Here is a 21965-nt window from a genome sequence, read left to right as displayed (position 1 = left end):
CTTTTGTTCTCCCACTATACTTGTCACACCTTTATCTAAAAGGTGCTACTTTTCATGTAGGTGCGAATTTTGAAAACTAATCCGTTTGAGTTACCTTCCATAATAGAAAACTCTTCCGTATTCAAAATCGTAAGGTCATCAAACACCAACATATGAGTAAAGGTATTGAGCACTCGTAGTACTGGCTCTGATAATCGAAACGGTAATGTTGCATATTTTTTGTTGCTATCAAACTGATGAACGCCTGTGTCAAACTCAATCACTTCGCGGTTACGAATGATTTTCATTGACAGTTGATTATGACGGTTAAACAATCCAGCTTCATATCGTGATTGTATTCCGCTTCCAAAACCCGGCTTATGTTCTTTCAATTCGGAAAGAAGCTGACATACACCACTGAACGGTATTTTATAAAAAGGTGCCTCTCGATCAAACGACGACAGAAAGTAGCGGTCTAACTTTAATTCGATATCCTTCGGTACAGCGGAATGAGCATTAGGGACTTCCATTTGAAAGTCTTCACTTCCAACAAAGCGTATCGAAGATTCTGTAAAGATGACCGTCGATAAAGGAACTCTCTTGAATGTAAATGGTGAATTCTTCAACCGCTTCTCTCCTTGCTTCATATAAAGGAACATGTTGCGAAATTGAATGGCTGACACCATGAACGATGATTCAATTAGCAAGCCTGTTTTAAAAAAGGCGTATTCTTTCGGATTGCGCCCCGTCATCAAAACGACATTGGGTGAAATGAAAAAAACCGCATGCGCTTGAAGCTGGTTTTGGATAACTTTTAAACTCTGAAAATCTCGAATACTTCCTGATACCTGCAAAAAAGAAGCACCTCTTCTTCCTTTTTTGGAATTCCCTACTAATAGTATATAATACTTTGTACCTATAATGGAATACGTGTTCTATGAAAAAAGTACTATATTTTAAAAAAGTAAAAAGCTCTACCTTTCCTTTAAGAAAAAGTAGAGCTTTTTACGATGAACCAACGATGTTACATCAACCCCATCATTTGTAGAGTCGTATGCACGAAGTTGATCTTACCTGTCGCCTTTCCAACTCCATACAAAGTTCCGAGCACTCCAGAAATAATAACGAGAAGCTTGATGATTTCAATTGTGATGTCTTTAATTGTAGCCATAACGTTGTTACTACTTGTTGTATTTGCCTCAAACATTTTTGTTTGCGTTTCCATCATGAGACGATGTTGTTCTTCGAAAGAGCGCTTTGCTTCTTGTGCCGCTAGCTTTTGCGTCTCCATCATTTTTTCATGTTGTTTCTCCATAGCGAGTTTGGTTTCCGCAGCCACTTGATTTTGTTTATCGACCATTTCTTTGATGTCGCCTTTGGTTTGGGCCCAATCGTTACGCATGGATTCAGATATAAACTCGAATTTCGCAATAGACGTATCGTGACCATTCAACCTTTTCACAACCTCTTTCATTTCTACGTTAAAGGTGCGCTGGTTATCTTCAAGTAGCCGTAAACGTTGCTCAGTGACAGAATCAGGATTCATGATACTGCACCTCCCTAAACATAAAAAGAATCTGATATTATCAACCTAGCCAATTGGTGTTTTACGAAACGGTTCTGCTCGGAACATGTTTTTTCTTCTCAAGCACCGACATGGTAGGTTGATATAGGACTATAGTACCATGTACAAGCCACACGAACCCTATTCTTATCAACGCTACGTTTAGTCGAATATTTGCACATCCCCGCAACCTTTAGTTTCACAAGTTCTAATTAATATACCCGGCTCTGCCCGTAAAGAAAACTTTGTATTATCGCATTCAGGGCACCTACCAGGCTTTACTTCAGCTGCTGGCATCGTTTCCTTACGCTTTTTTTCGTTCTCTTCCTTCTCCCGACGATAGCGCAAATATTGTCCAAATGTCATATTTTTATTTTCTGTATCAAAAGGTTTCTTACTCATGATTGCTGGCCACCTTCAGGACGCAAATGTGGTGGCAGCTGCACCCACTCCGGAACTTCTCCTTCCGTTTGTTCCATTTGTATAGCGAATTCATCACCAACTAAGAACATACGACGGAACTGTTCGTCATGATAGAACATGATATGGAAATCCATCATCATATCATGCTGTGCCTCGTGGTATCGTTTGGATTCATTCAGGGTACGGATCACGAAGTTGCGAATAGCCGTTTCTGAATAATGAACCTTACAATTTAAGCATAAACCATGATTGTACTGCAGAATCATCGGAACAAATTGATCATGGCAATGGCAGCAATACCCGATACGTACTTTGTTGTTACGCCACTTAGACACATCACTAGGTTTCTTCCATCCCATAACATAGAAGAATTTATCAACGCCAATTTCTACGATATCTTTCATCGTTAGGTTAACATGAGCCTGTAAGAAATCGCGGTATTCTCCACAAATGAACTTTTCCCACATCTTTTTTATTTTAGAAGGACTTAGTCGATCCCCCATATCTTTCGAGACAACACCAGCAAAGCGGTCTTTAAAATGAAGTGACCGTGCTTTTATTGCTTCTAAGCGTTCCTCTTCTGTTTCAGCTAAATCAACTTTTTCTTGAAGTGCTTCATTTTCTTTCAGCCACTTCTTATAGTCAGTTATGGTGTCATGAACCAATTCCAGATGATTAGAAGGAATAACAATATCAACAGCATCTCGTTCGTAACGACCACGTTCTTCTGTCACCTCGTCTACAAATACTAATTCCGCCTCTGTTCCTTTTTCTTTATCAGCAGGCTTAACTTCAGCTAACCTCATTGTGGATTCGTTATTATATTTTTTCTCCATTCTCCCACTCCTTATATAGTTCTTTATACCTATAATCGAAATAAAAAAAGTCACGCTAAGAGATTTACTTAGCGTGACAATTGCATGTCTATCGCTCTCTTTGCGCTACTTTCATTGTACATAAAGTCAAAGAGAGATGAAACTACTTTATAGTTCTTTTTACCTATAAAATGAGCACAACAAAATAATCGTTACACCACTAACTCAGGTTCTTCAGATGCAAAGATGTCATTGTATGCTTTTTCAAGATAGTCTTCATAATCACTCATCAGTCGAACAGGAATGAATTCTGGTGCAGAAAACACAATATGGTACAATCCGATTTTGTGTACTTTAGTAAAGATGTAATTACGCAGCTCAGTTAACGAGGCATAATACCCTTCTGTCTCTTTGCGCCGCTTTAATGTTTCTAGGGACAATTCAACAATACGCTGGCCAGCAATATAAACAATCAACTCACGGGAATAATGATTCTTTGTCAACCGTCTTAAATACGTTTGAGTTTTAAGGTACCGATCCACCGCAGCCTCAATCTTTTCAATGGAGCTTAAATCCAATGTCACATGTTGCTGCACAACCTCACGTAATCCATCAAAATACTTTGCCTGGGAACCTTTTTTATTCGTCATCTTGTTCATAGACCTCCTCATAGCATTTTTGGCATAACCCTTTATCGTTACAATAATCTCCGCACTTTTCACCACATAAGCGGCACACATCAACTTTTCTCATGTTCAACAGCCTTATTTAAATGATTTACCGATATAGCGCTATCTAAAAAGAAAGAGCAAATATATTCACATTTCACATTATCTAATTGATCTTCCGTTGCTTCAAAAAAATCAACAGCTGTTCGTTTTCCGAAAATAGTTGCATATTCGTCGTCTTTGGTACCGATCGTCACAATGATACTGATATGTTCATTGTAGACGTGGTATTGATGATTTTTATCCCGCATCGTTTTTAACCTCCCTGGATGTACGTCGGCTTCTTACAGCTGTGACACCTTACTATAATGTCGTTATCGTCATCTACAAGCATTTTTCCTTCAGTTCCGTCACAATGCTCGCATTTGAAGAAAAAACGCAAATTTGGATGTTCTTTTGCAGGCTCACGTTCTTCTTCTGGATCCCCGCTGTATAAGGAGCGTATATTAAAGAGCGGCTTAGATGGGCCTTCGCCCGTCACTTCAAAAATTAGTCCTTCATCATTCATCTGATCAAAAGAGACAGAAAGAGAATTAATCAAATCCTCTTTCGCTTCTTTGTAATCAAAGTGCGTAGCTGATACAATTTCTTGTTTGGTAATGACAACCGTTGTATAAAGAGCATTACGTTTCTTCACCGTTATTCCTCCCACTTAATTAAATCGTATTTCCAATCAACATCATTTGCGATGCTATCCATCTCACTACGAGCATCTTCTAACTCGTCTTCGCGATTTGCAAGCGTCTGTTGATTTGAGCTGGAGTTATATTCAATCGTTTCGCGTTCTGCAGATAGATAATCGCTATAAGCATTAGCAAACGTCACCATATTTGTTTTTAATTCTTGAACCTCTTCCGCTTCTGGCTCATAGTCATTTTCAAGAATAGTATTGATTTCAGTTAACATCTTACGTTCGATGCCATCATAGTTCGCAACGTTGGTAGAGATATTATTTTTTAAATCATTGTCGATGCTTTCTAACTCATTGTGCAGCTGCTCCAGCTTTTCAGTTTGCTCTTCATAAAAGCTGTAGTACTCTGCATCTTCTTTGGAAATTGGTAAGTCTTCGTTTCTAACATCGGACACACTCTCTTTTACAATCGTATTCTTTGTGTAAGAAAAAGCTGCAGCTAATCCTATTAAAACTACTAATCCACCAATTATCACATACATCATCTTTTTGTTTTTCATGTTGGTCCACTCCTCGATTCGTTTTCGTCTTCCTCTGTATTTCGATCATATTCACTTTTACTTATCGGCGTAATATACTGGTGATCCACACCAAATATGTCTTCGGAATCTAAAAGCGCTAAGGCTTTAAGTTGATTCTCTTTCTCAGGAGTTAGCGGCTTTTCGAAATAAAACGTGCGTTGCATATATACTTCTGTATCTTCGCCGGTTTCCGTATTAATACCTAGACCAGCTTCTTTTTCGATACGGTAATAGAAATTCAATTCTTTTGTCATAACTCCTGCCCCTTTTCCTAGATATTCTTATTCTTATATAAGATCTACCGCATATAAAAAAGCGCAGGTAGCACATACCTACGCTTTTGAATGCGGAAAATGTATTTGTGGGTTACATGGCTTTTAGACGTTCTAATACCATGAGAAGTAATTCTTCAGCATCATTTGTTGTAGTGTTTTGCAGAAACTTTGGAATTAAGCCTAAGCTATCAGAAGTGATGATATGCTGCTCTAAGCTTTTTAGTACATACTCGTACCAAGAATGTGAAATCGCTTCAGTAATTGGACTCTCTTCGAATTCCCATTCTTTAATGACATTGTTTCTATCAAGCTTGAAGATAGTTACTTTGAAAGTCTGAGAAGGTGTTAGATACCATTTTACTTTTAGACTACCGATCATTTCACTTTTTCCGTTTATTGTTTGTACACTCATTACACTCCATCCCCTTTTTTCAAAGTAAGTATTGTTTATAGTTCGCATGGACGCGCACGCTTTTTTTCTTTTACTATACATTAGATATTCCTTAATTGTAATCATTTGGTGATTTTCTTCATTATACACCAAACGTACATTCGTATTAAGCGATAAGATACAAATTATTTAAAAAAATGATTGCGCTATCAAAAAAGGGCATACTTCTCCCTTATAATATGGATAGCTTGTACATTTTTTTAGTTCGATAGTTCGAATGCTGTTAGGATTTCCACAGGTAACTTATGATTGATAGCTATTTTGTTAATAACCTCATGGTCTGATGTACCTGTCGTTACGCCAATAATTAGGGAATTGTTTGGGAGGGTCTTTTTTCTCCCTTTCCCTTTTTCTGTATATTTAATCGTCGCTTTTTCAACATTTTTACTATTTACCGCTACTAAAAACATCTTAACAGGCTTTGAAATTCTTTGCATCCCCGGTCACCTCTCCGTTTCGTTTTTCTTCTTACCAAAAGTATACAAAAAAACCATTTTCTTTTCTTCGAACGATAGGACTATTTATGCACACAAAAATGGCTATACTTTCGACATTAGATGTCGAATGCATAGCCATTTGAAATACGCTTATGTCATTTTTTATAAAAGAACGTAGTCAATACACACCATTTTGCCTACTTCTATTATACTGTTACTTGGAAGAATTATTCTTCTTTTCTACTTGATACGCTTGAAGGATTTTTTCCATAACCCCTTCAATGCCGACCTCTTTGGCTTCCTGCTCACTTACGTTTAAGCCAGCCCTTCTCATTTTTTCTAAGATGCGGTCCATTTTAATCAGCTCTTTATCCTCTGTCTCTTCTTTTTTACCACCCATTTTGCCAAAACCTCCTTCAATCGTAAGTAGTGACTTTTAGCATATCTCTTTATACCTTTTTATTGTAGAGCCATAACTCTTTTTTGTGTATGGGACAAAAGATTTATTGTGATTACCAAAACTGGAAAAAAATACGTGGTTAAGCGGTTTTACTATCCGTACTTTTAGCCTGTTTTTTGTTGAAAAGTTGTCACAATAAATAGGTATAAATAACATGTACACTATATACATTTTTTAGTATAATTCTTTTTGTTAGCTAAAAGTTCTTACTTATCACATACTGTCTAAAACCGCGTTTCTGCAACTTAAACGTGGTTTTTTTGTATCTTCAGTCTATCCATCCATAAAGCAGATCATAGTGTTCTTTACTAATTTCATCGTAAAACACTATGCGATACGTATCTTCAAAGTTAGTAATCATATCTTTTAACCACTCTAAAGGGTGAACCTTTACTACTATGTTCGATGTTTCCCATCCGCTTATTCCTGGCCGCGTCCACTTATACGAGATGAAATAATACTTTTCTGTATTCACAGTAATTCTCCTTTTTTATAAGAGTTATTCATTTTTTCTATAAATAGTGAATAAGCAGAAGTGTGTGAATTTGGAACATAAGTAAATCCATCTGTAGCATTCCACTTACTAATCATAGCATCTGTTCCGTATAGAAAAATTTCGAAAGTCCTGTAGATATCGTATTTATCCGTTTCCACCCATCCGAAATGTTTCTTTGGATGCTCCAAAAGATTTTCAATAAATCCACTGCAAATCGCATTCGTTACGCTTTTTCGACCAGGCCTATCCAAATCTAATATGTGAAGCTCCTTCTCTTCACCTTTATACAAATACTCTATTTCTGTATTATAGACAGTTGTTTGTGAACTGAATGTGTATAGTTTATTCGGCAGGAAGGTGAAGGGCTTCACTTATTTCGTTCCTCCTTTCCTTAAGATTTGCTGCTAACTCATCTGCTTGCTTCCTCACGAGATTAACAGCACAGGTCATGTGATGGTCTAACCATTCTTCTTCAGTTAGTCCATTGTCTTTCAGAATACGATATAAATATTTATTAATAATTTTCTCTGTTTCTTCATAACCGTAGAATGTTGTATTTGGTGGGAACTTTCCATAGAAGAAAGCAGGCTCCATCAAATCGTATTCATCATAAATTTGTTGAATCGATACATCCAGTACAGCATCATTAAACGTGAGAAAAGCATGCAGACCTACTTTACGTTTCGCTATCATAGAAAGAAGCGAACCTGGAATCACATCATGAATATAGAATCCTTGATGAAACTTTACTTGTTTGGGGTTAATAGAACTATATCCTGGAGTTGTTAATAATTTATAGAGTAGTACACTTGTATAGATACATAATCCACCCTTATTATTCCATTTCCTTATTTCATTCAATCCAAGCTCATAACCCTCAATTTTTTCCAACGTTTTTGTGTCATTAGCTCTTGAGGCGTACACTAGTTCTGTTAAATAGTATGAATGCCCCTCAAAAGCTGGCTCATCGACAGGATGAACGAATGGATTTTGTTTCTCTATAAAAGTAACGAAACTTTTAGGGTTATAGTTTCTGCTTGTCTTCCAATTCTTTTTAAATAATCCTATTACTTCCTTAGCAATACCTTCTTTACTTGTTTCTGTAGGCAGCATCATTTCTAAGCTTTTCTTTTTCATCCAATTCCCCTTTGCTTAATTTTATTTAATGATGTACTAGATGTTTGGATACCCAACTGCAGAATCCATTAATTTCATTAAGAGTTGTTTAATATCCTCTTGTTCATAAACAGCATATAATTGACTATCTTCTAATTTATCTTTTTCTTCACGATACAGATCTATTTCAAAGGATGTTTTATTTAATTCAGAATCTACAGCAATCTTTGCAATGTCTTCACTGGAAAAACATCCTTCTACATTATCTGTTAAATTTTCATAATTCCATTCATTAAAGAAACTTTCTTTCTTTAAATACAAACCGCTAAACACGTAAGATGCATGGAAGGTAGAATACAATACACCTGAAGGAAGTTTTAATAATTCTGCTCTTGTTAGGATTTTCATCTTTTCACTTCCTTTTTGGGAATATTGAAATCTTTCCTATGTTAATCATAGTCCAGTATTTTAAATCATTACTTACTTCTAAATATCCTTCATCAGTCTTTCTTGCATATTTAAAGCGTTTTCCTAAATCCTTACCATAAGAAGAGTTTTCGTAAATAATCCCCTTCTCCATTTGATAAGTTTTTAAGTTATTTACTTTCTGTATATTTAATTCTTCCCTTTTGCCATATCTCACGTACCTAATCCCTCAATCTATAATTCTTTAACTAATATATGAATAGAGCGCCCATCTTCTAAGATATTCGTTTGAACTAAGTTCCACCCTAATGTAGAAGCATAGTTTAACGCATCTATATAGAAAGCAAACTTTCCGATGTCTGTAACACCTTCAGATTTTTGAAGCATATAGTTTCCTTGTTTGGACCTTTCTAAATGAGCATACACTTTTCTTAATTTATTTACTTTATTTAATGGAGTTTCTGAATTAGTGAGTTTCTGAATAATGATTGAAATTTGCTCCCTAACCCATTCTTCGACTAATCTCTTTGTTTCTAATTCACTTCCACCATTAATATATCCTTCATACTCTACAAGTTTTTCTTCTCCAATCAAAATTGTAGGTTGAGCATTAAAGTCTGGCCAATACCTTACACTAACTTCGACTATAGGGAAATCAAAATCTTGTTTCCCTCCACAATCTGTTGTCCATTTAGCTTCAAACTCATAATGATCTATCTTCATTTGTCTTCATCCTCTTTGATTTCTTTATATTCTCTACTATGATATTCTCCTATAATCGTTTCCCAAAGAGTATATCTTTTCTCTTCTCTATTGAAGACAACATAAATCATTTCAGAATGAGTCTCAGGATCTCCTAAGAAGATATCCTGATTTCCACCATCAGTTTCTAAATAAACTCCATACTTTTTATATAATTGATCTAACTCATTTCGAAAGTTAATCAAATCTTGTTTAGTCAGTTTCTTATTTGCCATTATCCACCCATCCCCTTTTATCTATAGTTATAGAAAAAAGGATGTAGCAAAATAAGTATGCCACACCCTAATATGGTTTAAATGCTGAACACCTTTACATACTGCCTGTTAGGTTCAATGACATCTTTACTAGATATGTTAATTATATTGTCTATTGTTACCAACTTACCGTTACTATTGTCCACTACATTATAATGTTTTGCAACACCCGATAGGTAACCTTCGGTAATTAGAAATGTTTTTAATCTTTTATCCATCATAATGATTAACTTCTCTTTAGACAAGTTTTAAAAAAGAAACCCACTATCTTTATATACTTCTAGTGGATTCTATTGGAATCTAGTGGTTTTCAATGAATTCTCATCTAATCTAATGGATTATATGCCTAGAGCTCTCAATTTGGGGCATCAGGCGGTTTTTCTCCTACGACAAACATTGTAATGACAAAATAGAGAAAAACGCAAATCAGAGCAAATACTCCAATCATCATCCACATCGTCTTATTACTCAATTCTCCCACCCCCATAACTTGACCATATATCTTATAAAAAAAGAAATAAAAAATGCTCACCACCCATATGAGTGATGAGCCATTTACTATTTTAACGTAATCTTTTGTATCTTTGTACCATAAACTCCTTATTGTACCTTTACTAGTAAATCTTGTGTTGATACTACCTTATTTAACCCTCTTACTTTTTTTAATTACTTAAGTCTGCATAAGAGGTTACTTTATCGAAGGACTCTTTAATATTGTCATTTAACTCTTGTGTTTTTTCTCTAAAAGAAAGTAAGGAACCTTCAGGTGAAATGGCCAATCTTGAATAAGATTGATAAGAAGCATATTGCTCGAGTAAATATTGGTGTGCCTCTGCATATTTCTCAGGTGGATCACGAAGGTCTTTCATCATTTCTTTGATTTGATCTTGTTTATCTTGCACATTTTCAATGTCACCATCAACATCAAATTCATTGTATTGAAGCTCAAGAGCAGCATTGAAGTCACTTCCATTATCGATTGCATCTGCCCACTCATATTCATATTCATCTAACATTTCTTCAGATTCGACTGATGAAGCCATAATGAAACGAGCAGTATCACGAAGATTATCTCCATAATTCTCAACCATTCTATGATGAACAAACATCCATAATATAATAATGGCTGCCACGATACATACATTAATAATCCAGGCACGTTTCTCTTTTTGTTTACTTAATTGAATATGCTCAATAACTTTATCTTTCAAGGTCTTTGTTTGATCAGTTTGAGTCTCCACAATTCCATCCCCTTTATGTTTTTATGGATATTTATTTATTCAACGATTTCTCTAGCATCTACAGTGGTCACGCCACGGTCATATTCTAATGAATACTCAACCCCATTATAAGAGTACTCATAGGAATCATCTTGAACATGATCTTCACCAATATGAAGTTTCTTGAATGCAATTTGTTTTCTCTTCTTAAGTGGAATCGTAGGATCTGCAATTAAGATAAGAACTACACTGGCCATTTCTGTATTGTATCTTTCTTGTTCATCATCATGAGCATCTGTAGAGCCAATGACAGTTGCATATGCTAATCGTTTCAATGGTTTTTGATTCTTATCGATTTGCGTTGAAGCTGAAACAAAGGTTTTTCTGTCATCAGTGGTTATTTTGCCATCCCATCTTACTGTATCGAAGGGACCTGCTGATTTTTTATAAGGATGAATTGTCGCTAATTCAGAATCATAGATTTCCATTTTGTTTTTCCACTTCTTCTTAAATGTTTTCCACCCTTTATCGAATATTTTCTTTTTCTTCTTTTTCTCTTTAGCCTCGACAACCGTTGTGGCTGTAGGGATGTAGCTTGTTACGATAGTAGAAAAACCAAAGACCAACACTAAACTAATCAGCAATTTTTTCATACTTTTACTTCCTCCTATACAATATATTTACAGTAAAAAAGCGCAAAAAAAATGCGAGACGGCGGGGATGCTATCTCACACATAAAATATAAAAAACGAAATACCTAAATAGGTAAGGGATAAGTTCTTAACGGAATACGACTAATAGTGCGTTAAATTCGTTCAAAGAAACCTCTGCCTAACTTAACCTAGATAGGTGCGAGAACTTTCGTCACAAAGTTCTCTTTTCGTTTCATACTCCTTATAACACATATTGTACAAAGGGTTCAACTTACACTCGTTGTACAAATAACTCTTGGTTGCCAGTAAATATACTAATAAAATCATTGTACGTTGATTGGATCAACAATGAATCGCCTTCTGGACTTTCATTTAAATAGATTGTCTCAGGGACTCCGCTTTTATTGGTAGCGTCAACCATCCATTTACCATAACTAACTTTCACAGGTAATAGGTCTGTTTCATAACCTAAAGAAGATAAATGTTCATAGAGAGGTTGTAAAGTGCGCTTCCTAGAATCTACACGTCTAAGTCTTTCTAACTCAAATGTCTTAGAACGCCAAGAGGGATTTGCTTTTACGAGCTCAGCTAATTCTGCTTTCTTCATTTTGCTAGTAACTTCTATTCCAGATAACTTTGCAAGGGCCACAAAGTCCTCTTTAGATGTAACGAGGGTATGCAACTGATCGATTAAACTCATTATTTGAGCAGCACCGTTGAACCAGTTTATCTTAAAGATTTGAAAGTGAGAGAGTTGATTGAGTTCATAAAAGTTTTTGTACTGTTTATAAATCCAGTCATCCTTCTTTCTTGCTCGTTCAAAGGCGAAATCGATCTCTTTCATCAATTCTCTTTTATTCATATCCCTGTTCACCACCTTCAAAGATTATTTATGTCCTATACTCACACTACTTCTACTGTCTAACACTATTTTAAATCTATCTCTCTTAAAAAGAAATAGATTGTAGGTCGTAATTATCCACAGATACGTAAAATAAGCAGATATACCTATTTATTTATACTTCTTTATTGAAATTTATAGGACTTTAGTATTTAATATAAAGAGAATCCTGTTTGGTTTTCGACATTTACTCGTTATTTGGTCGTTTCCAAATACGATACTTCACAGCTGATTACTGTGTTGTCACTATTTCTATGAATTAGAAAAACACTTTGGCCCCCATCTGAAGTGTTTTTTCTGTTTATGTATATGTATTTTTCTGAATTTGAGCACCATTTTCTTTATTTGTACCCTATTTTCTGAATTTCTAAATGTTCTAAGAGGTATTTATTGTATGTATAGGAAAAATGAACTATACTAAAGAAGGTTAAGCGTTCTTCTGTTACGTGTTGGTTTTATAATTGTTTATCTTTTACTTCTGGCAAAGTAAAACATTCAGCACAGTCATAAAAGCCACTTCTTGATGTGCGGTTAAGAAGTGGCTTTTTCATTGATTTTACAAGGTTTTTACCGTATAATGAAAAGTAATTTACTACCCATTTTGGCTTTTTATACTTATCCCACACCCATAAGTATAAAAAAACCTTTCTGACGCTTCCTTATTGCAGGTAAGGAAGTTTTTTTATTTGACTAAAATAGGTACTATGACCTATAATTTACTTACTAGGGTGCTTTTTGGTTAAAAATTTCAATATAGTGCATATAGTGTCGCTCCTTTATATTTTTTGGAAAGAAATATAAAGGATACTCCCAACAACCTTGCTCATTGTTTTCGGCAAAAAACAGTGAGTTTTTTTATTGGGCGAAAAACATAAAAGAGAAGCCCACAAGGGCTCCTCTTATTTTAATGGTTCATAATTTTCAGCCGAGATATATACCCAATGATTAATATAGACAAGAAACCTCATCTTCGCATCCTCTGTACGTTGTACATCATAGATAGTGTGGACTTCACCGGTAGGTTTATGCCTCACTTTAAACATATCTATTTCACTTCCTCATAGGTATCGATATTTTCATATTTAGAAAGGAACGGGATCCGGAACCCATAGACATTAAATTTATATGTCTTCCCTTTATCTAACTCAGCATAAATGTCACTAGAGTTAAATTTCCACTTTAACGTCGAGTCGGTATTCTGCAGCACCTTTGTATGTCCATCTTTGTCTTCAGTGAAGATTAAGTATTTGCTATGCTCTTTTGAATTCTTTACTTCTTTATCTGTTACGGTTAGTGTGTATTCATTGGTATTAAACATACCTACGATCCCTAATGTGATAGCGGCTAGGATAATCACAACGATTATGACAACAAAGGAAAATAAGCAACCAATTGGTGTGTTGTTATTTTTACTCATCGCAACTCCTCCAGGAAGACAGTGATGACTTTACGTTGTCTCTCATCGCTACGCTTTTTACGATTGAAACCATCTATTGTTTGCTCCGCTAGTTCCAGGGCTTTTTCTTCACTTGATGTTTCTGGAATACGTTCATATTCGCCTTGCTCTGTTTTTTGAAGAATTTCTTCTTCCCATGTACGGTGAGTACCAACTTGCATCAACTTCATTTTCCACGCTCTTTTAATAGCCATCACTTTTCCTCCTCGTTACGTGCCGTTAGAAATTTAAATTGTTTCGCTTTACCTTCTCTAATAATTTCTTTTTCTACTTTCTTAAATTCCCTTAGTTTCTCCTGGAACTCATGCAGCTGATCTTGAATACCTTTTAGCTCATTCTTTAATTCTTCCGGTACATAATCAAGGTTGCCTAAAATGGTTGTAGCAAGAGATAAGTCACCAGAAGCGTTTCCTGTAAACGTAAGTGACTGAAATACATATTCTTTTCCTACGCCCATACTTTCAAAGTGCTTTTTTCTAAATAGACGTTCTTCTTGCTCTGCTACCCATCCATCTAAATCTTCAGCATATTCTTCTAAGATTTCTTCGTCTGTTTTCTTTTTATCACTCATTCTGATTTCTCCTTTACTTCTCGGACATCAGTAATTTCTATTTCACTGTTAGTTGGAGAGTCGGGAAAGTTCGTGCCAAGTCCAACAGTTTTAATGCCATACTTATCTTGCAGAATATAAGCGACAGATTTACCGTCATCGTATTTACATTCCGTTTCCACTTTATCAACAATGTCATCAAACCACTCTTGAGACATTCCTTCCGGTTTTTCCACTATAAACTGTGTCTCATATGACTTGGTTTCACTCACTGATATTTGAAATTTCACTATCTATTCCCCGCTTTCTGTATATTTTTAAAAAGATATGGTATACTCATCAGGTACTATTTTTAGTATGTGAGTTTTTGCTATGGAGCGTCCCTTTGCTGTAGGGGCGCTCTTTCTGTTTTTCTGATTATGCACATGCCAAAGCCCACATAATTCCTAACATGCCGAGCACATATAAAGCCACAAGCAAGAAAGTCAAAATGATGTTCAGTACCCCAAATGTTCCGATCATATAAATAAACAGCTGTTTCAATCCTTCTTTACTCAATGGTATACACCCCACATCCACACAGGCTTGATAATATATTTCATGGCTATACTCACGATGACTACCACAATTGAAAAAGACAAGATACCCACTGTCATCATGAATATAAAATTCCATACCACTTTGAACATTTCTTTATAAAACTCTTTATCCATCCCAACCACCTCGTTACTAGGACTATTTACCTATTTGAATTGTACACCATTTTGAAGCTACATGTACATTGTTTTATGAATGAGCTTCTTAAACAGCGATTGTTACGTGCTCTGAATGACGACGGCTGCTTGCAGGTGGCGTGATTCAGCTGCTGACCAATAAAAAAACGTCGTCTGCAAGTAGACGGCGTTCTCTTCGGGGGCGAGCACACTATTTATATAGAAGAATTTAGAACACTGTTCTAAATGAATAATCTTATACTTCAGCGGCGGCTTAGCGGAATTTCTTCTTTTCGCTCCTCAGATGTCCCCACTTTTACCTTCACATTGGTAACAGACCACATTCCGCGACTTGATTGCTTAATCAGCCCATTATATCTAAGAATAAAAATGGCTCGCTGGACTGTACGTGTACTCACCTTAAATTCCTCAGCAATCTTATCAGTTGAAACGGATCCGCACTCTTTAATATAGAAATAGATTTGTTTCATACGCTCTACTCGATACCCTACCACTTCTGATCTTCTAGCTCCCATCACACCATCACTCCTTGTTCCTCAAGAATTTCAGATAGTTGAATCACTAAAGCATTTATTGCGCGTAGCACATTTTCACTCACTGTATCTTGGCCACTTAGTACTCTTTGTTTAAGTAGCTGCACATCATTTAATGTTTTCTCTGTATTAAAGAGCGAATATGGCATTAAAATTTCACATAAGCGTTCTGCCTTCTCTATTTGCTGAAAAAACGAATCATTCATCGTCTTCTTCTCCCCTTGCAAGCGTAATCCACGTTGTTCGCACCGTCGTTCCGCAATTGTCGCAAATCCAGCCAATTTCATGCTTTGTCTGCAACTCGTATGGGATGAATTCGCCTCCGCACATGCATCGTCCCTTGTTGTACACTGCTTTCTCTTTTTGCTTGGTGATCATAGATGCTGAATGGCCAATTAAAAAAAGAACAATGACTCCAATGGTCATATACATAGATAAAACTCCTTTGTGATGCAGCGGTTCAGTTGCTGCATAGCTTAGCGGCTAGGTCACCTCACTTTTAAGTAAATTTAGGACTATTTGCCTATATAAACATTATCTACTATTTGGTATGTTGTGAAAAGCGGATTTAGTAGAACAGTAGTGGTTACTCTTCTTATAACAGGTGGACAATTAGGAGGAAGAATATAGGTGACGGAGAAGTGACGGAGTTCTGCCGGAGAGTGACGGAGTTTTGGGTTTTTTCGTCACCATTATTACACATTTGTGCAAATATTTAACAAGTGAGGAACAAAAATACCAGTCCGAATTTCGGAACATAGGGGTTCAGCCTTAGAGCCACAAGGCTTCAAGGTACTTTTAAGGGTAAAGTGGACAAATCAACTGGAAATTCTTGTGGAAACATATGTAAATATTTAACTGTAAAATGTCAATTAAATGTCAGAAACAGGTAAATGGAAAAATATGGTGACGAAAAAGTGAAAAACTCCGTCACACTCCGTCACTAACTCCGTCACCATGTATATACATTTAAGTAAAAATATGTAATTTAAAAAATGAGCCAAAAACTCTCATAAACCCTATTAAATAAATAATAATATATAATAATAATATATATATATTTATTATATATATATCTTTTACCTCTTTGTGACGGAGTGACGGAGTTTTTCGGCGGGGGAAGGAACGGGTGAAAAAAATTGAATTTCGAAATCTCGAATTTCCAGTTTTCTTCGTGGCGAAAGGACGATCCCGCTCCAAAAAGGCGTCGAAAATAAAATTTCTGCATAGGGGTCCTACTTTCCGGCACTTTTTTCGTCACTTTCTCGTCACTCTGCATAAATTTCTTGTAAATATACAGTCGTTTGCATAGATAAATAGCGCGTGAGCGCTGTGATTTAGCGGTGTGTGAGGAAATCACATGGTATACAATGGAGAAAATAGAAGAAATAGCATAAAATCAGAGGATTTCCGCTCATTTAATAGCAAAATGACTGAATTTTTATTCCGTCACACGTATGACGAAAACTCCGTCACTCGATGTCCGGCATTTTGGCACAGGAAACACGTCTGAGGAAACTGTACTAGTCTACGAAAATAAAAAAAGTACAAACTGTACTAGTCGAAAGACGAAAAAAATAGAGCCCGAAGGCTCCATCGTTTTAATGTAAGTTGCGATCTTTAATAATCTCTATACATCCATCAACTCGTTTCATAAAGCTGTGTACTTTTCCTGTTAACTCCATGTTCTCCATTGTGCGTTCTTTCCGCATTTTGTAATTCACTTCATCAATATCTCGTTGTAAATCTTTAATCATAAACTTCAGTTCCGCTACGTCTTTTAATAGCTTTTCTGTTTCAAAGTCTCGTTTAATTTTACTGATACCTTTTCGTTTGCTGCGACTCATTGTTGTCACCTTACGATTTGTTTCTTGATCATAAATCCCCTTTTTCTCTTCAAGTGGCTTCATTTTAAATACCTTGTTTAATACGTTGTATAGTGTTTGATTCATTATTGAACCTCTCCTTTTAATTGTTTTGTTAATGCGCGATTGTTCATTCTAATTTCAATGCTTTTAAATTCTGCTTGCTGCCGTTTTGATAACTTTGCGTTTTGGTCAATTGCTTCTGTATATGCCCAATACTTAATCTCGTCGTTCATAACGCGACCTTCTGGTGTATCCGCTTCTTTCATAATTTTCTTCATTTCCTTAGTTGCTTCTTTCATTTCTTTTCCAAATGATACTAGCTGTTTTAACTTCTTCATGCTTGTTTCACTCCTCTCATGATACGTCCGATAACTCTATATCCAGTTGCTTTCTTTGCTTCTGATTCTGTAATCATTACGTTTAATTTCATATCTGATGTTGTTTCCATTTCAAATGCATAATCCTTCATTTCGTTTTCTTTAATAATAATTTTCATTTTTTATTCCTCCCTTTTTGTTTTACACTATTCTTATCACACTTTTGTAGGTATTTTGTCCTATAAAAGAGGGAAGGAGAAGAAGAGAAAAATGGCCACAATTGGAGAGTTTGGATTGACGCTATATGTTCAGAACTTACGCAATGAAGTACGCGACGTGGGAAATACCATCTTACGTTCAGGGCAAAGTACGTTTGTACATTTCTCATTGTTGGAAGATTTAATTGTGGCGCTGAAGCTGCAGCAACAAAACAAGATACGAGTAGTGGGTTCAATCCCACCGGAGGTATTGGAATTAGTGGAGGAGTATTTGCATAGTCCAGTTACCACGCCTTCTCTCCCGACTCCACCTGCTGACAGTCGTGTATACCGAGATGAATTTAACACACTCCAAAAAGCGGTTAACTCAAAGCTAGATAATGTCGTGGATCAAGCGGTGTTTAACATTTATAAGCAAGGTGTCACAAAGGATTTATCCTATCTCACTAAAAATACTCGAAGTTGGGTAGATGTCACAGCGACTGATCTTGTTAAAGGGTTTGATCCGCTCTTTGATGATTCATTAGGTATTCAAAGTGTGATTAATCAAGCGGAAGCAGCGGGGAAAAAGAAGGTCATTATTCCAGATGGCACGTTTCATATCGGTCACACGATTATGGTACCGCGCCGTATGCAAGTAGAAATGGGGAAAGATACGTCTTTGGTTCCAATAAAGGATGTCAATATGGTTCAATTAAAACCAGAATCCCATTTAAAAGGTGGAGTGATTGATACACGCCGATTTGCAAACCGTCCGTTTCTTGATTTCACTAAAGCATGCGTGTATTTAGATGGCAACGACCTTTTCTCTCTTTATAATGAGCTGCATCGTATGGAAGATTTGTTACTAGTCGGTGAAGATCATTACTATACAGACCAGGCGTGGACGGGTACAGGAATTCACTTCTACTCAGGCAAAGGAGCAAAAGATATCGCGAAATTCATTTCCTTTGTTCAGGCCAATAACATCGGTATCTTTAACTTTAATCGTGGCTTATATTTCGATGTGGATGAAACGATTAAGAATCAAAGTGAATGGGCATGGATCACAGGATGTACATTCGATACCATTGCGATGATGAACTGCAAGCGAAGCATTGAATTAAAAGGTGAAGGTAGTGTGCCGCGTGATGTCGGTGGGAATCAGTTTAAAAACCTTCAAATTCAGATTGAGCCAACATCTGATTTCGCTATTTATTGTGAAGGTAGCTATAACACCTTTGAAGGATTGTTTTGGGATTTACATAAAAACCCGAATCCTTCTATTCGCTTTGCTAAAGGCAGTAAGTTTAATCGTGTCATTTGTGCTCATGGCTATGAACAACCGCAACACTTTGTAGACGAAGGTTATATGAATCAGATTAATAGTTTAACAAACCATGTACCCGATGTTCGTACACTGGCTCATCACCTTTCTACCCCTTTCCAACCGAACTTTTTAGGAAATCAAGATGACTATTTAGTACGTGGGGAGCTTCGCGGCTATACCATTAAGCAAACGTCATCTCATAAACTTAAAAATACGTATATTCCTTTAACGGAATTACTGACAATGGAGATGGAATCCGGTGTCACGTGGGAAGCAGCAGGTGCTACGTATGAAAATCCGATTGTACTAGAAGTGGATACCGCTTCAGACCCGATTTGGTACTGTAACTTCATGGGCTTAACAAGTGCATGGAATACCTCACCTAAAGGAGTACGAATCGAAGCGTATGATGACATTACAAAACAATGGATTTTCATACATGAAGTAGATCGAAACACGTCCTTCCCTTTTGTGGTATCAGCACCTTGGGCGGGCGTAAGTAAAGCAACCAAAATCCGCTATTCGTTCTGGGGTACTAATGACCCGAAAGGCTCTCTTATTCAAATTAGCCGCTTGTTTGCAATGAGCAGTAAACATCCAGGGAAAGCATGGTTCCCTAAATCCGGTGGAGATATCGACGGGAAAGTCTATACCAAAGGCGGTTTGGTATTAGAAAAACGTCAAAGCGATCCGGCCGATGCAGAAGAAGGGCAAGTGTGGTACCGTACAGATTCAACCGTTGCTCCTGCACGTATTATGACAGCAGCAGGTGTGCGGGCACTTCGATTAGAAACCATTCCGAATGAATACTTGTTAATTAGCAATGCGGTGAAAAACGGAAATACCGCTACGATTCAAGAAAGCACCACTGATTTCTTTAGAGTGACATCCTCTAATAACTCAGATGGCTTAATTATTCCGATTAAACCGCTGACTCTGAATAAAACATATGCGTTAACCCTTGATGTTGAGCTATTGAATACGGTGGATGATGTGTTGCAAATACGTCTTTATAATCGCACCAAAGCCGCTTATATTACAACGAATTTAGCGGTTTCCGCCGTTACGAAAAATGTGAAGCAAAACATTAAAAAGAACTTTGTCTTAGATGCTGCTACATTCACAGCTGGTGACGCAGTAGAGTTATGGATTGTGCAAAGTTGGAAGAACAATACGCACGATACATTTGAGTTCAAAGTCTATAAAGATACCTTAGCGATCAACTAAAACGGAATGAAATGTCTGTGAGGTTGTTATACAATAAAACTAGGTCTTTTGACCTAGTTTTATTACTTTTGAGGAGGAATGTGTATGGCAGATAGTACGGCTACAATCACGGTGGAAGAGTTCAACAAATACAAAGATGAGGTGGCTGGATACATAGCCACACTTGAACAAATGATTACATCGTATAATTCGAATGTGGTCCATCAACTCTTTGTAAATGCAAGTAGTGGTAGTGACAGCAATAATGGCCAAACTACTCAAACACCGTTCCGCTCATTAGATAAAGCATTGGCGGTTTTACGCTCAATGTCTGATGTAGCCGTAGATGGTACATGGGAAATCAAGGTTAGTGGTACGATTAATAAAGGACATAAAATTAATAACTTACCGCGTTTCCGCTTTCCGCTAAAAATCACAGGTGAGGTAAATCCGGATGGATCGCCTGCAGCTGTATTTGACGGGGCAACAGCAGCAACAAAGATTGGCTTATGGATTGAGCCATGTCCTGACTTACGTATCGAAGTACGCAACATTCTCTTTAAAAACTACAAAAACAATTTCAATGGCTATGGCTTATTGATGAAAAGCGGTGGTTACTTAATTACAGAAAACTGCCGTGCAGAGAATTGCGATATCGGCTTTGCCGCAATCCGTAATGTAAGCTACAGCTTCCAGCAATGTGTAGCGGTTGATTGTGAAACAAGTGGATTCCGTACACAGTATTGTTCGGGTGGTACATTCGGCAGCGGGTTCGGAGGTACATTGGATAAAGCATGTATTGCACTTAACTGTGGAGAAGGCTTTACGATTTCACGTAACTCTGTTTGTCACGTAGACTATTCGATTGCAGACGGATGTAAATTCGCCGGTATTTCAATTGACCATAACAGCCGTGCTCACGTATTAGGTACAATCCTTCGTAACAATAAATACGGAGTACGTACAGAAGGCGGCGGTGAATGGTTAAACAATATCGATGAAGTGAATACGTTCGAAAACAATGAAGTGAACTATGCTCATTTCGGAAACTCCAGGGAAACACGCTTGTATTCCCAAAACTCCAATAATGAGTTTCGTATCGGTGTTCGTACAGATACAGTGGTTCATACCGGAACAACTGCTAATACACCTGTATATGCTGGAACGGTACTTGGGAAGTTGCCAAAAGACTTCTTCTTATCGAAAAATCAGCGATTACGTTTCTTATTAACTGGCGTAATTACAGGTAGCGGCAACAAAACGTTATCGATTCGAAGTACCGATACTGCAGGCGGTAATAATGTATCCTTAAATAGTTATACCGAAACAGGATCCGGCGCCTTCCAAATCGAAATGTTAGTCTATCCGATTGACAATACAAAAGTAAGAGTCGTGATGCGTTCCTTTACTCATTTAGGTAATCCACGTATTTATTCACGTGAGTCTACAATTGATTTAACAAAAGACCGCTTGTTCCGTGCATATTGCCAACTGGAAGATGGAACAAACCAAAAGGTAGAGTTTACATCGTTTGAAACCTTCTTAATGGGTTAAGAACTGGAAATTGTAATGTTTCTGAATACGCATTGTTGTACAATTGGT

General features: G+C 36.7%; 36 protein-coding genes. 2 read left to right on the top strand and 34 right to left on the bottom strand.

Annotation, left to right across the window (positions count from 1 at the left end):
• Nucleotides 1-35: 35 nt before the first annotated feature.
• From AC0KUU_RS25480 to AC0KUU_RS25315, 34 genes are all read right to left on the bottom strand, one after another.
• On the bottom strand, nucleotides 36-833 hold the full coding sequence (locus AC0KUU_RS25480; RefSeq protein ID WP_473453711.1) for a hypothetical protein: 798 nt from the start codon (nucleotides 831-833) through the stop codon (nucleotides 36-38).
• Between the two features lie 170 nt (nucleotides 834-1003).
• Nucleotides 1004-1525 carry a hypothetical protein gene (locus AC0KUU_RS25475; protein WP_473453709.1) on the bottom strand — a complete coding sequence of 174 codons (522 nt, stop codon included), beginning with the start codon at nucleotides 1523-1525 and terminating at the stop codon, nucleotides 1004-1006.
• A gap of 180 nt (nucleotides 1526-1705) precedes the next feature.
• Complete coding sequence (locus tag AC0KUU_RS25470; protein WP_473453707.1) at nucleotides 1706-1945, bottom strand: hypothetical protein; 240 nt, start codon at nucleotides 1943-1945, stop codon at nucleotides 1706-1708.
• Nucleotides 1942-2802: a hypothetical protein gene (locus AC0KUU_RS25465; RefSeq protein WP_473453705.1), complete on the bottom strand. Its 861-nt coding sequence runs from the start codon at nucleotides 2800-2802 to the stop codon at nucleotides 1942-1944. Before AC0KUU_RS25465 ends, AC0KUU_RS25470 begins: the two co-directional genes overlap by 4 nt.
• A 191-nt stretch (nucleotides 2803-2993) precedes the next feature.
• Nucleotides 2994-3431 (bottom strand): hypothetical protein, encoded by a 438-nt coding sequence (locus AC0KUU_RS25460; RefSeq protein ID WP_473453703.1) that lies wholly within the window; start codon nucleotides 3429-3431, stop codon nucleotides 2994-2996.
• An 89-nt stretch (nucleotides 3432-3520) separates the two neighbouring features.
• A complete protein-coding gene (locus AC0KUU_RS25455; RefSeq protein WP_473453701.1) occupies nucleotides 3521-3760 on the bottom strand; it encodes a hypothetical protein in 240 nt (79 codons plus the stop codon).
• A 5-nt stretch (nucleotides 3761-3765) separates the two neighbouring features.
• Nucleotides 3766-4146, bottom strand: coding sequence for a hypothetical protein (locus AC0KUU_RS25450; RefSeq protein WP_473453699.1), 381 nt, complete (start codon nucleotides 4144-4146; stop codon nucleotides 3766-3768).
• A 2-nt stretch (nucleotides 4147-4148) separates the two neighbouring features.
• Nucleotides 4149-4700, bottom strand: a complete 552-nt coding sequence (locus AC0KUU_RS25445; protein WP_473453697.1) for a hypothetical protein — start codon at nucleotides 4698-4700, stop codon at nucleotides 4149-4151.
• Nucleotides 4697-4975 carry a hypothetical protein gene (locus AC0KUU_RS25440; protein ID WP_473453695.1) on the bottom strand — a complete coding sequence of 93 codons (279 nt, stop codon included), beginning with the start codon at nucleotides 4973-4975 and terminating at the stop codon, nucleotides 4697-4699. Before AC0KUU_RS25440 ends, AC0KUU_RS25445 begins: the two co-directional genes overlap by 4 nt.
• Nucleotides 4976-5087: 112 nt before the next feature.
• Nucleotides 5088-5408: a hypothetical protein gene (locus tag AC0KUU_RS25435; RefSeq protein WP_473453693.1), complete on the bottom strand. Its 321-nt coding sequence runs from the start codon at nucleotides 5406-5408 to the stop codon at nucleotides 5088-5090.
• Between the two features lie 239 nt (nucleotides 5409-5647).
• Nucleotides 5648-5884: a hypothetical protein gene (locus tag AC0KUU_RS25430; protein ID WP_473453691.1), complete on the bottom strand. Its 237-nt coding sequence runs from the start codon at nucleotides 5882-5884 to the stop codon at nucleotides 5648-5650.
• Between the two features lie 214 nt (nucleotides 5885-6098).
• Entirely contained in the window at nucleotides 6099-6284 is a 186-nt protein-coding gene (locus tag AC0KUU_RS25425; protein WP_473453689.1) for a hypothetical protein, read from the bottom strand.
• Between the two features lie 328 nt (nucleotides 6285-6612).
• Nucleotides 6613-6819: a hypothetical protein gene (locus tag AC0KUU_RS25420; protein ID WP_473453687.1), complete on the bottom strand. Its 207-nt coding sequence runs from the start codon at nucleotides 6817-6819 to the stop codon at nucleotides 6613-6615.
• Complete coding sequence (locus AC0KUU_RS25415; RefSeq protein ID WP_473453685.1) at nucleotides 6816-7211, bottom strand: hypothetical protein; 396 nt, start codon at nucleotides 7209-7211, stop codon at nucleotides 6816-6818. Before AC0KUU_RS25415 ends, AC0KUU_RS25420 begins: the two co-directional genes overlap by 4 nt.
• On the bottom strand, nucleotides 7183-7977 hold the full coding sequence (locus AC0KUU_RS25410; RefSeq protein WP_473453683.1) for a hypothetical protein: 795 nt from the start codon (nucleotides 7975-7977) through the stop codon (nucleotides 7183-7185). Before AC0KUU_RS25410 ends, AC0KUU_RS25415 begins: the two co-directional genes overlap by 29 nt.
• Nucleotides 7978-8013: 36 nt before the next feature.
• Entirely contained in the window at nucleotides 8014-8364 is a 351-nt protein-coding gene (locus AC0KUU_RS25405) for a hypothetical protein (protein ID WP_473453681.1), read from the bottom strand.
• 4 nt (nucleotides 8365-8368) lie between these two features.
• The gene (locus tag AC0KUU_RS25400; RefSeq protein ID WP_473453679.1) at nucleotides 8369-8599 is read right to left on the bottom strand and encodes a hypothetical protein; all 231 of its coding nucleotides are present in this window, start codon (nucleotides 8597-8599) and stop codon (nucleotides 8369-8371) included.
• 17 nt (nucleotides 8600-8616) lie between these two features.
• Nucleotides 8617-9105, bottom strand: coding sequence for a hypothetical protein (locus tag AC0KUU_RS25395; protein ID WP_473453677.1), 489 nt, complete (start codon nucleotides 9103-9105; stop codon nucleotides 8617-8619).
• Nucleotides 9102-9359, bottom strand: a complete 258-nt coding sequence (locus AC0KUU_RS25390) for a hypothetical protein (protein ID WP_473453675.1) — start codon at nucleotides 9357-9359, stop codon at nucleotides 9102-9104. Before AC0KUU_RS25390 ends, AC0KUU_RS25395 begins: the two co-directional genes overlap by 4 nt.
• Before the next feature lie 701 nt (nucleotides 9360-10060).
• Nucleotides 10061-10639 (bottom strand): hypothetical protein, encoded by a 579-nt coding sequence (locus AC0KUU_RS25385; RefSeq protein ID WP_473453673.1) that lies wholly within the window; start codon nucleotides 10637-10639, stop codon nucleotides 10061-10063.
• A gap of 35 nt (nucleotides 10640-10674) precedes the next feature.
• On the bottom strand, nucleotides 10675-11271 hold the full coding sequence (locus AC0KUU_RS25380) for a hypothetical protein (protein WP_473453671.1): 597 nt from the start codon (nucleotides 11269-11271) through the stop codon (nucleotides 10675-10677).
• A 271-nt stretch (nucleotides 11272-11542) separates the two neighbouring features.
• Complete coding sequence (locus AC0KUU_RS25375; protein WP_473453669.1) at nucleotides 11543-12133, bottom strand: hypothetical protein; 591 nt, start codon at nucleotides 12131-12133, stop codon at nucleotides 11543-11545.
• A gap of 1084 nt (nucleotides 12134-13217) precedes the next feature.
• Nucleotides 13218-13589: a hypothetical protein gene (locus tag AC0KUU_RS25370; protein ID WP_473453667.1), complete on the bottom strand. Its 372-nt coding sequence runs from the start codon at nucleotides 13587-13589 to the stop codon at nucleotides 13218-13220.
• Nucleotides 13586-13822 carry a hypothetical protein gene (locus AC0KUU_RS25365; protein WP_473453665.1) on the bottom strand — a complete coding sequence of 79 codons (237 nt, stop codon included), beginning with the start codon at nucleotides 13820-13822 and terminating at the stop codon, nucleotides 13586-13588. The genes AC0KUU_RS25370 and AC0KUU_RS25365 overlap by 4 nt, the downstream gene beginning before the upstream one ends.
• Nucleotides 13822-14199 carry a hypothetical protein gene (locus AC0KUU_RS25360; RefSeq protein ID WP_473453663.1) on the bottom strand — a complete coding sequence of 126 codons (378 nt, stop codon included), beginning with the start codon at nucleotides 14197-14199 and terminating at the stop codon, nucleotides 13822-13824. The genes AC0KUU_RS25365 and AC0KUU_RS25360 overlap by 1 nt, the downstream gene beginning before the upstream one ends.
• Entirely contained in the window at nucleotides 14196-14450 is a 255-nt protein-coding gene (locus AC0KUU_RS25355) for a hypothetical protein (RefSeq protein WP_473453661.1), read from the bottom strand. Before AC0KUU_RS25355 ends, AC0KUU_RS25360 begins: the two co-directional genes overlap by 4 nt.
• Nucleotides 14451-14595: 145 nt before the next feature.
• Nucleotides 14596-14736, bottom strand: coding sequence for a hypothetical protein (locus AC0KUU_RS25350; protein ID WP_473453659.1), 141 nt, complete (start codon nucleotides 14734-14736; stop codon nucleotides 14596-14598).
• A complete protein-coding gene (locus AC0KUU_RS25345; RefSeq protein ID WP_473453657.1) occupies nucleotides 14733-14891 on the bottom strand; it encodes a hypothetical protein in 159 nt (52 codons plus the stop codon). Before AC0KUU_RS25345 ends, AC0KUU_RS25350 begins: the two co-directional genes overlap by 4 nt.
• 263 nt (nucleotides 14892-15154) lie before the next feature.
• Complete coding sequence (locus tag AC0KUU_RS25340) at nucleotides 15155-15427, bottom strand: DeoR family transcriptional regulator (protein ID WP_473453655.1); 273 nt, start codon at nucleotides 15425-15427, stop codon at nucleotides 15155-15157.
• Nucleotides 15427-15651: a hypothetical protein gene (locus AC0KUU_RS25335; RefSeq protein ID WP_473453653.1), complete on the bottom strand. Its 225-nt coding sequence runs from the start codon at nucleotides 15649-15651 to the stop codon at nucleotides 15427-15429. The genes AC0KUU_RS25340 and AC0KUU_RS25335 overlap by 1 nt, the downstream gene beginning before the upstream one ends.
• Nucleotides 15644-15877 carry a hypothetical protein gene (locus tag AC0KUU_RS25330; protein ID WP_473453651.1) on the bottom strand — a complete coding sequence of 78 codons (234 nt, stop codon included), beginning with the start codon at nucleotides 15875-15877 and terminating at the stop codon, nucleotides 15644-15646. Before AC0KUU_RS25330 ends, AC0KUU_RS25335 begins: the two co-directional genes overlap by 8 nt.
• 1169 nt (nucleotides 15878-17046) lie before the next feature.
• A complete protein-coding gene (locus tag AC0KUU_RS25325; protein WP_473453649.1) occupies nucleotides 17047-17397 on the bottom strand; it encodes a hypothetical protein in 351 nt (116 codons plus the stop codon).
• The gene (locus tag AC0KUU_RS25320; protein WP_473453647.1) at nucleotides 17397-17651 is read right to left on the bottom strand and encodes a hypothetical protein; all 255 of its coding nucleotides are present in this window, start codon (nucleotides 17649-17651) and stop codon (nucleotides 17397-17399) included. Before AC0KUU_RS25320 ends, AC0KUU_RS25325 begins: the two co-directional genes overlap by 1 nt.
• Complete coding sequence (locus AC0KUU_RS25315; protein WP_427598201.1) at nucleotides 17648-17809, bottom strand: hypothetical protein; 162 nt, start codon at nucleotides 17807-17809, stop codon at nucleotides 17648-17650. Before AC0KUU_RS25315 ends, AC0KUU_RS25320 begins: the two co-directional genes overlap by 4 nt.
• A gap of 91 nt (nucleotides 17810-17900) precedes the next feature.
• Here AC0KUU_RS25315 and AC0KUU_RS25310 point away from each other — a divergent pair, with 91 nt between their 5' ends.
• Nucleotides 17901-20384 (top strand): hypothetical protein, encoded by a 2484-nt coding sequence (locus AC0KUU_RS25310; RefSeq protein WP_473453645.1) that lies wholly within the window; start codon nucleotides 17901-17903, stop codon nucleotides 20382-20384.
• An 84-nt stretch (nucleotides 20385-20468) separates the two neighbouring features.
• On the top strand, nucleotides 20469-21917 hold the full coding sequence (locus tag AC0KUU_RS25305; RefSeq protein ID WP_473453643.1) for a right-handed parallel beta-helix repeat-containing protein: 1449 nt from the start codon (nucleotides 20469-20471) through the stop codon (nucleotides 21915-21917).
• The last annotated feature ends 48 nt before the right edge of the window (nucleotides 21918-21965 follow it).

Source organism: Priestia sp. ST2 (genome assembly GCF_055810735.1).
The sequence above is the reverse complement of the archived record's forward strand: the minus strand, read 5'-3'. Positions and strand labels throughout refer to the sequence as shown.

Bases quoted from the DNA above. Each gene is read 5' to 3' on its own strand.
- AC0KUU_RS25475 (WP_473453709.1), bottom strand. From the start codon at position 1,525: ATGAATCCTGATTCTGTCACTGAGCAACGTTTACGGCTACTTGAAGAT.
- AC0KUU_RS25470 (WP_473453707.1), bottom strand. From the start codon at position 1,945: ATGAGTAAGAAACCTTTTGATACAGAAAATAAAAATATGACATTTGGA.
- AC0KUU_RS25465 (WP_473453705.1), bottom strand. From the start codon at position 2,802: ATGGAGAAAAAATATAATAACGAATCCACAATGAGGTTAGCTGAAGTT.
- AC0KUU_RS25460 (WP_473453703.1), bottom strand. From the start codon at position 3,431: ATGACGAATAAAAAAGGTTCCCAGGCAAAGTATTTTGATGGATTACGT.
- AC0KUU_RS25455 (WP_473453701.1), bottom strand. From the start codon at position 3,760: ATGCGGGATAAAAATCATCAATACCACGTCTACAATGAACATATCAGT.
- AC0KUU_RS25445 (WP_473453697.1), bottom strand. From the start codon at position 4,700: ATGAAAAACAAAAAGATGATGTATGTGATAATTGGTGGATTAGTAGTT.
- AC0KUU_RS25440 (WP_473453695.1), bottom strand. From the start codon at position 4,975: ATGACAAAAGAATTGAATTTCTATTACCGTATCGAAAAAGAAGCTGGT.
- AC0KUU_RS25435 (WP_473453693.1), bottom strand. From the start codon at position 5,408: ATGAGTGTACAAACAATAAACGGAAAAAGTGAAATGATCGGTAGTCTA.
- AC0KUU_RS25430 (WP_473453691.1), bottom strand. From the start codon at position 5,884: ATGCAAAGAATTTCAAAGCCTGTTAAGATGTTTTTAGTAGCGGTAAAT.
- AC0KUU_RS25425 (WP_473453689.1), bottom strand. From the start codon at position 6,284: ATGGGTGGTAAAAAAGAAGAGACAGAGGATAAAGAGCTGATTAAAATG.
- AC0KUU_RS25410 (WP_473453683.1), bottom strand. From the start codon at position 7,977: ATGAAAAAGAAAAGCTTAGAAATGATGCTGCCTACAGAAACAAGTAAA.
- AC0KUU_RS25405 (WP_473453681.1), bottom strand. From the start codon at position 8,364: ATGAAAATCCTAACAAGAGCAGAATTATTAAAACTTCCTTCAGGTGTA.
- AC0KUU_RS25395 (WP_473453677.1), bottom strand. From the start codon at position 9,105: ATGAAGATAGATCATTATGAGTTTGAAGCTAAATGGACAACAGATTGT.
- AC0KUU_RS25390 (WP_473453675.1), bottom strand. From the start codon at position 9,359: ATGGCAAATAAGAAACTGACTAAACAAGATTTGATTAACTTTCGAAAT.
- AC0KUU_RS25380 (WP_473453671.1), bottom strand. From the start codon at position 11,271: ATGAAAAAATTGCTGATTAGTTTAGTGTTGGTCTTTGGTTTTTCTACT.
- AC0KUU_RS25375 (WP_473453669.1), bottom strand. From the start codon at position 12,133: ATGAATAAAAGAGAATTGATGAAAGAGATCGATTTCGCCTTTGAACGA.
- AC0KUU_RS25370 (WP_473453667.1), bottom strand. From the start codon at position 13,589: ATGAGTAAAAATAACAACACACCAATTGGTTGCTTATTTTCCTTTGTT.
- AC0KUU_RS25365 (WP_473453665.1), bottom strand. From the start codon at position 13,822: ATGGCTATTAAAAGAGCGTGGAAAATGAAGTTGATGCAAGTTGGTACT.
- AC0KUU_RS25360 (WP_473453663.1), bottom strand. From the start codon at position 14,199: ATGAGTGATAAAAAGAAAACAGACGAAGAAATCTTAGAAGAATATGCT.
- AC0KUU_RS25345 (WP_473453657.1), bottom strand. From the start codon at position 14,891: ATGGATAAAGAGTTTTATAAAGAAATGTTCAAAGTGGTATGGAATTTT.
- AC0KUU_RS25340 (WP_473453655.1), bottom strand. From the start codon at position 15,427: ATGGGAGCTAGAAGATCAGAAGTGGTAGGGTATCGAGTAGAGCGTATG.
- AC0KUU_RS25335 (WP_473453653.1), bottom strand. From the start codon at position 15,651: ATGAATGATTCGTTTTTTCAGCAAATAGAGAAGGCAGAACGCTTATGT.
- AC0KUU_RS25330 (WP_473453651.1), bottom strand. From the start codon at position 15,877: ATGTATATGACCATTGGAGTCATTGTTCTTTTTTTAATTGGCCATTCA.
- AC0KUU_RS25325 (WP_473453649.1), bottom strand. From the start codon at position 17,397: ATGAATCAAACACTATACAACGTATTAAACAAGGTATTTAAAATGAAG.
- AC0KUU_RS25320 (WP_473453647.1), bottom strand. From the start codon at position 17,651: ATGAAGAAGTTAAAACAGCTAGTATCATTTGGAAAAGAAATGAAAGAA.
- AC0KUU_RS25315 (WP_427598201.1), bottom strand. From the start codon at position 17,809: ATGAAAATTATTATTAAAGAAAACGAAATGAAGGATTATGCATTTGAA.
- AC0KUU_RS25310 (WP_473453645.1), top strand. From the start codon at position 17,901: ATGGCCACAATTGGAGAGTTTGGATTGACGCTATATGTTCAGAACTTA.
- AC0KUU_RS25305 (WP_473453643.1), top strand. From the start codon at position 20,469: ATGGCAGATAGTACGGCTACAATCACGGTGGAAGAGTTCAACAAATAC.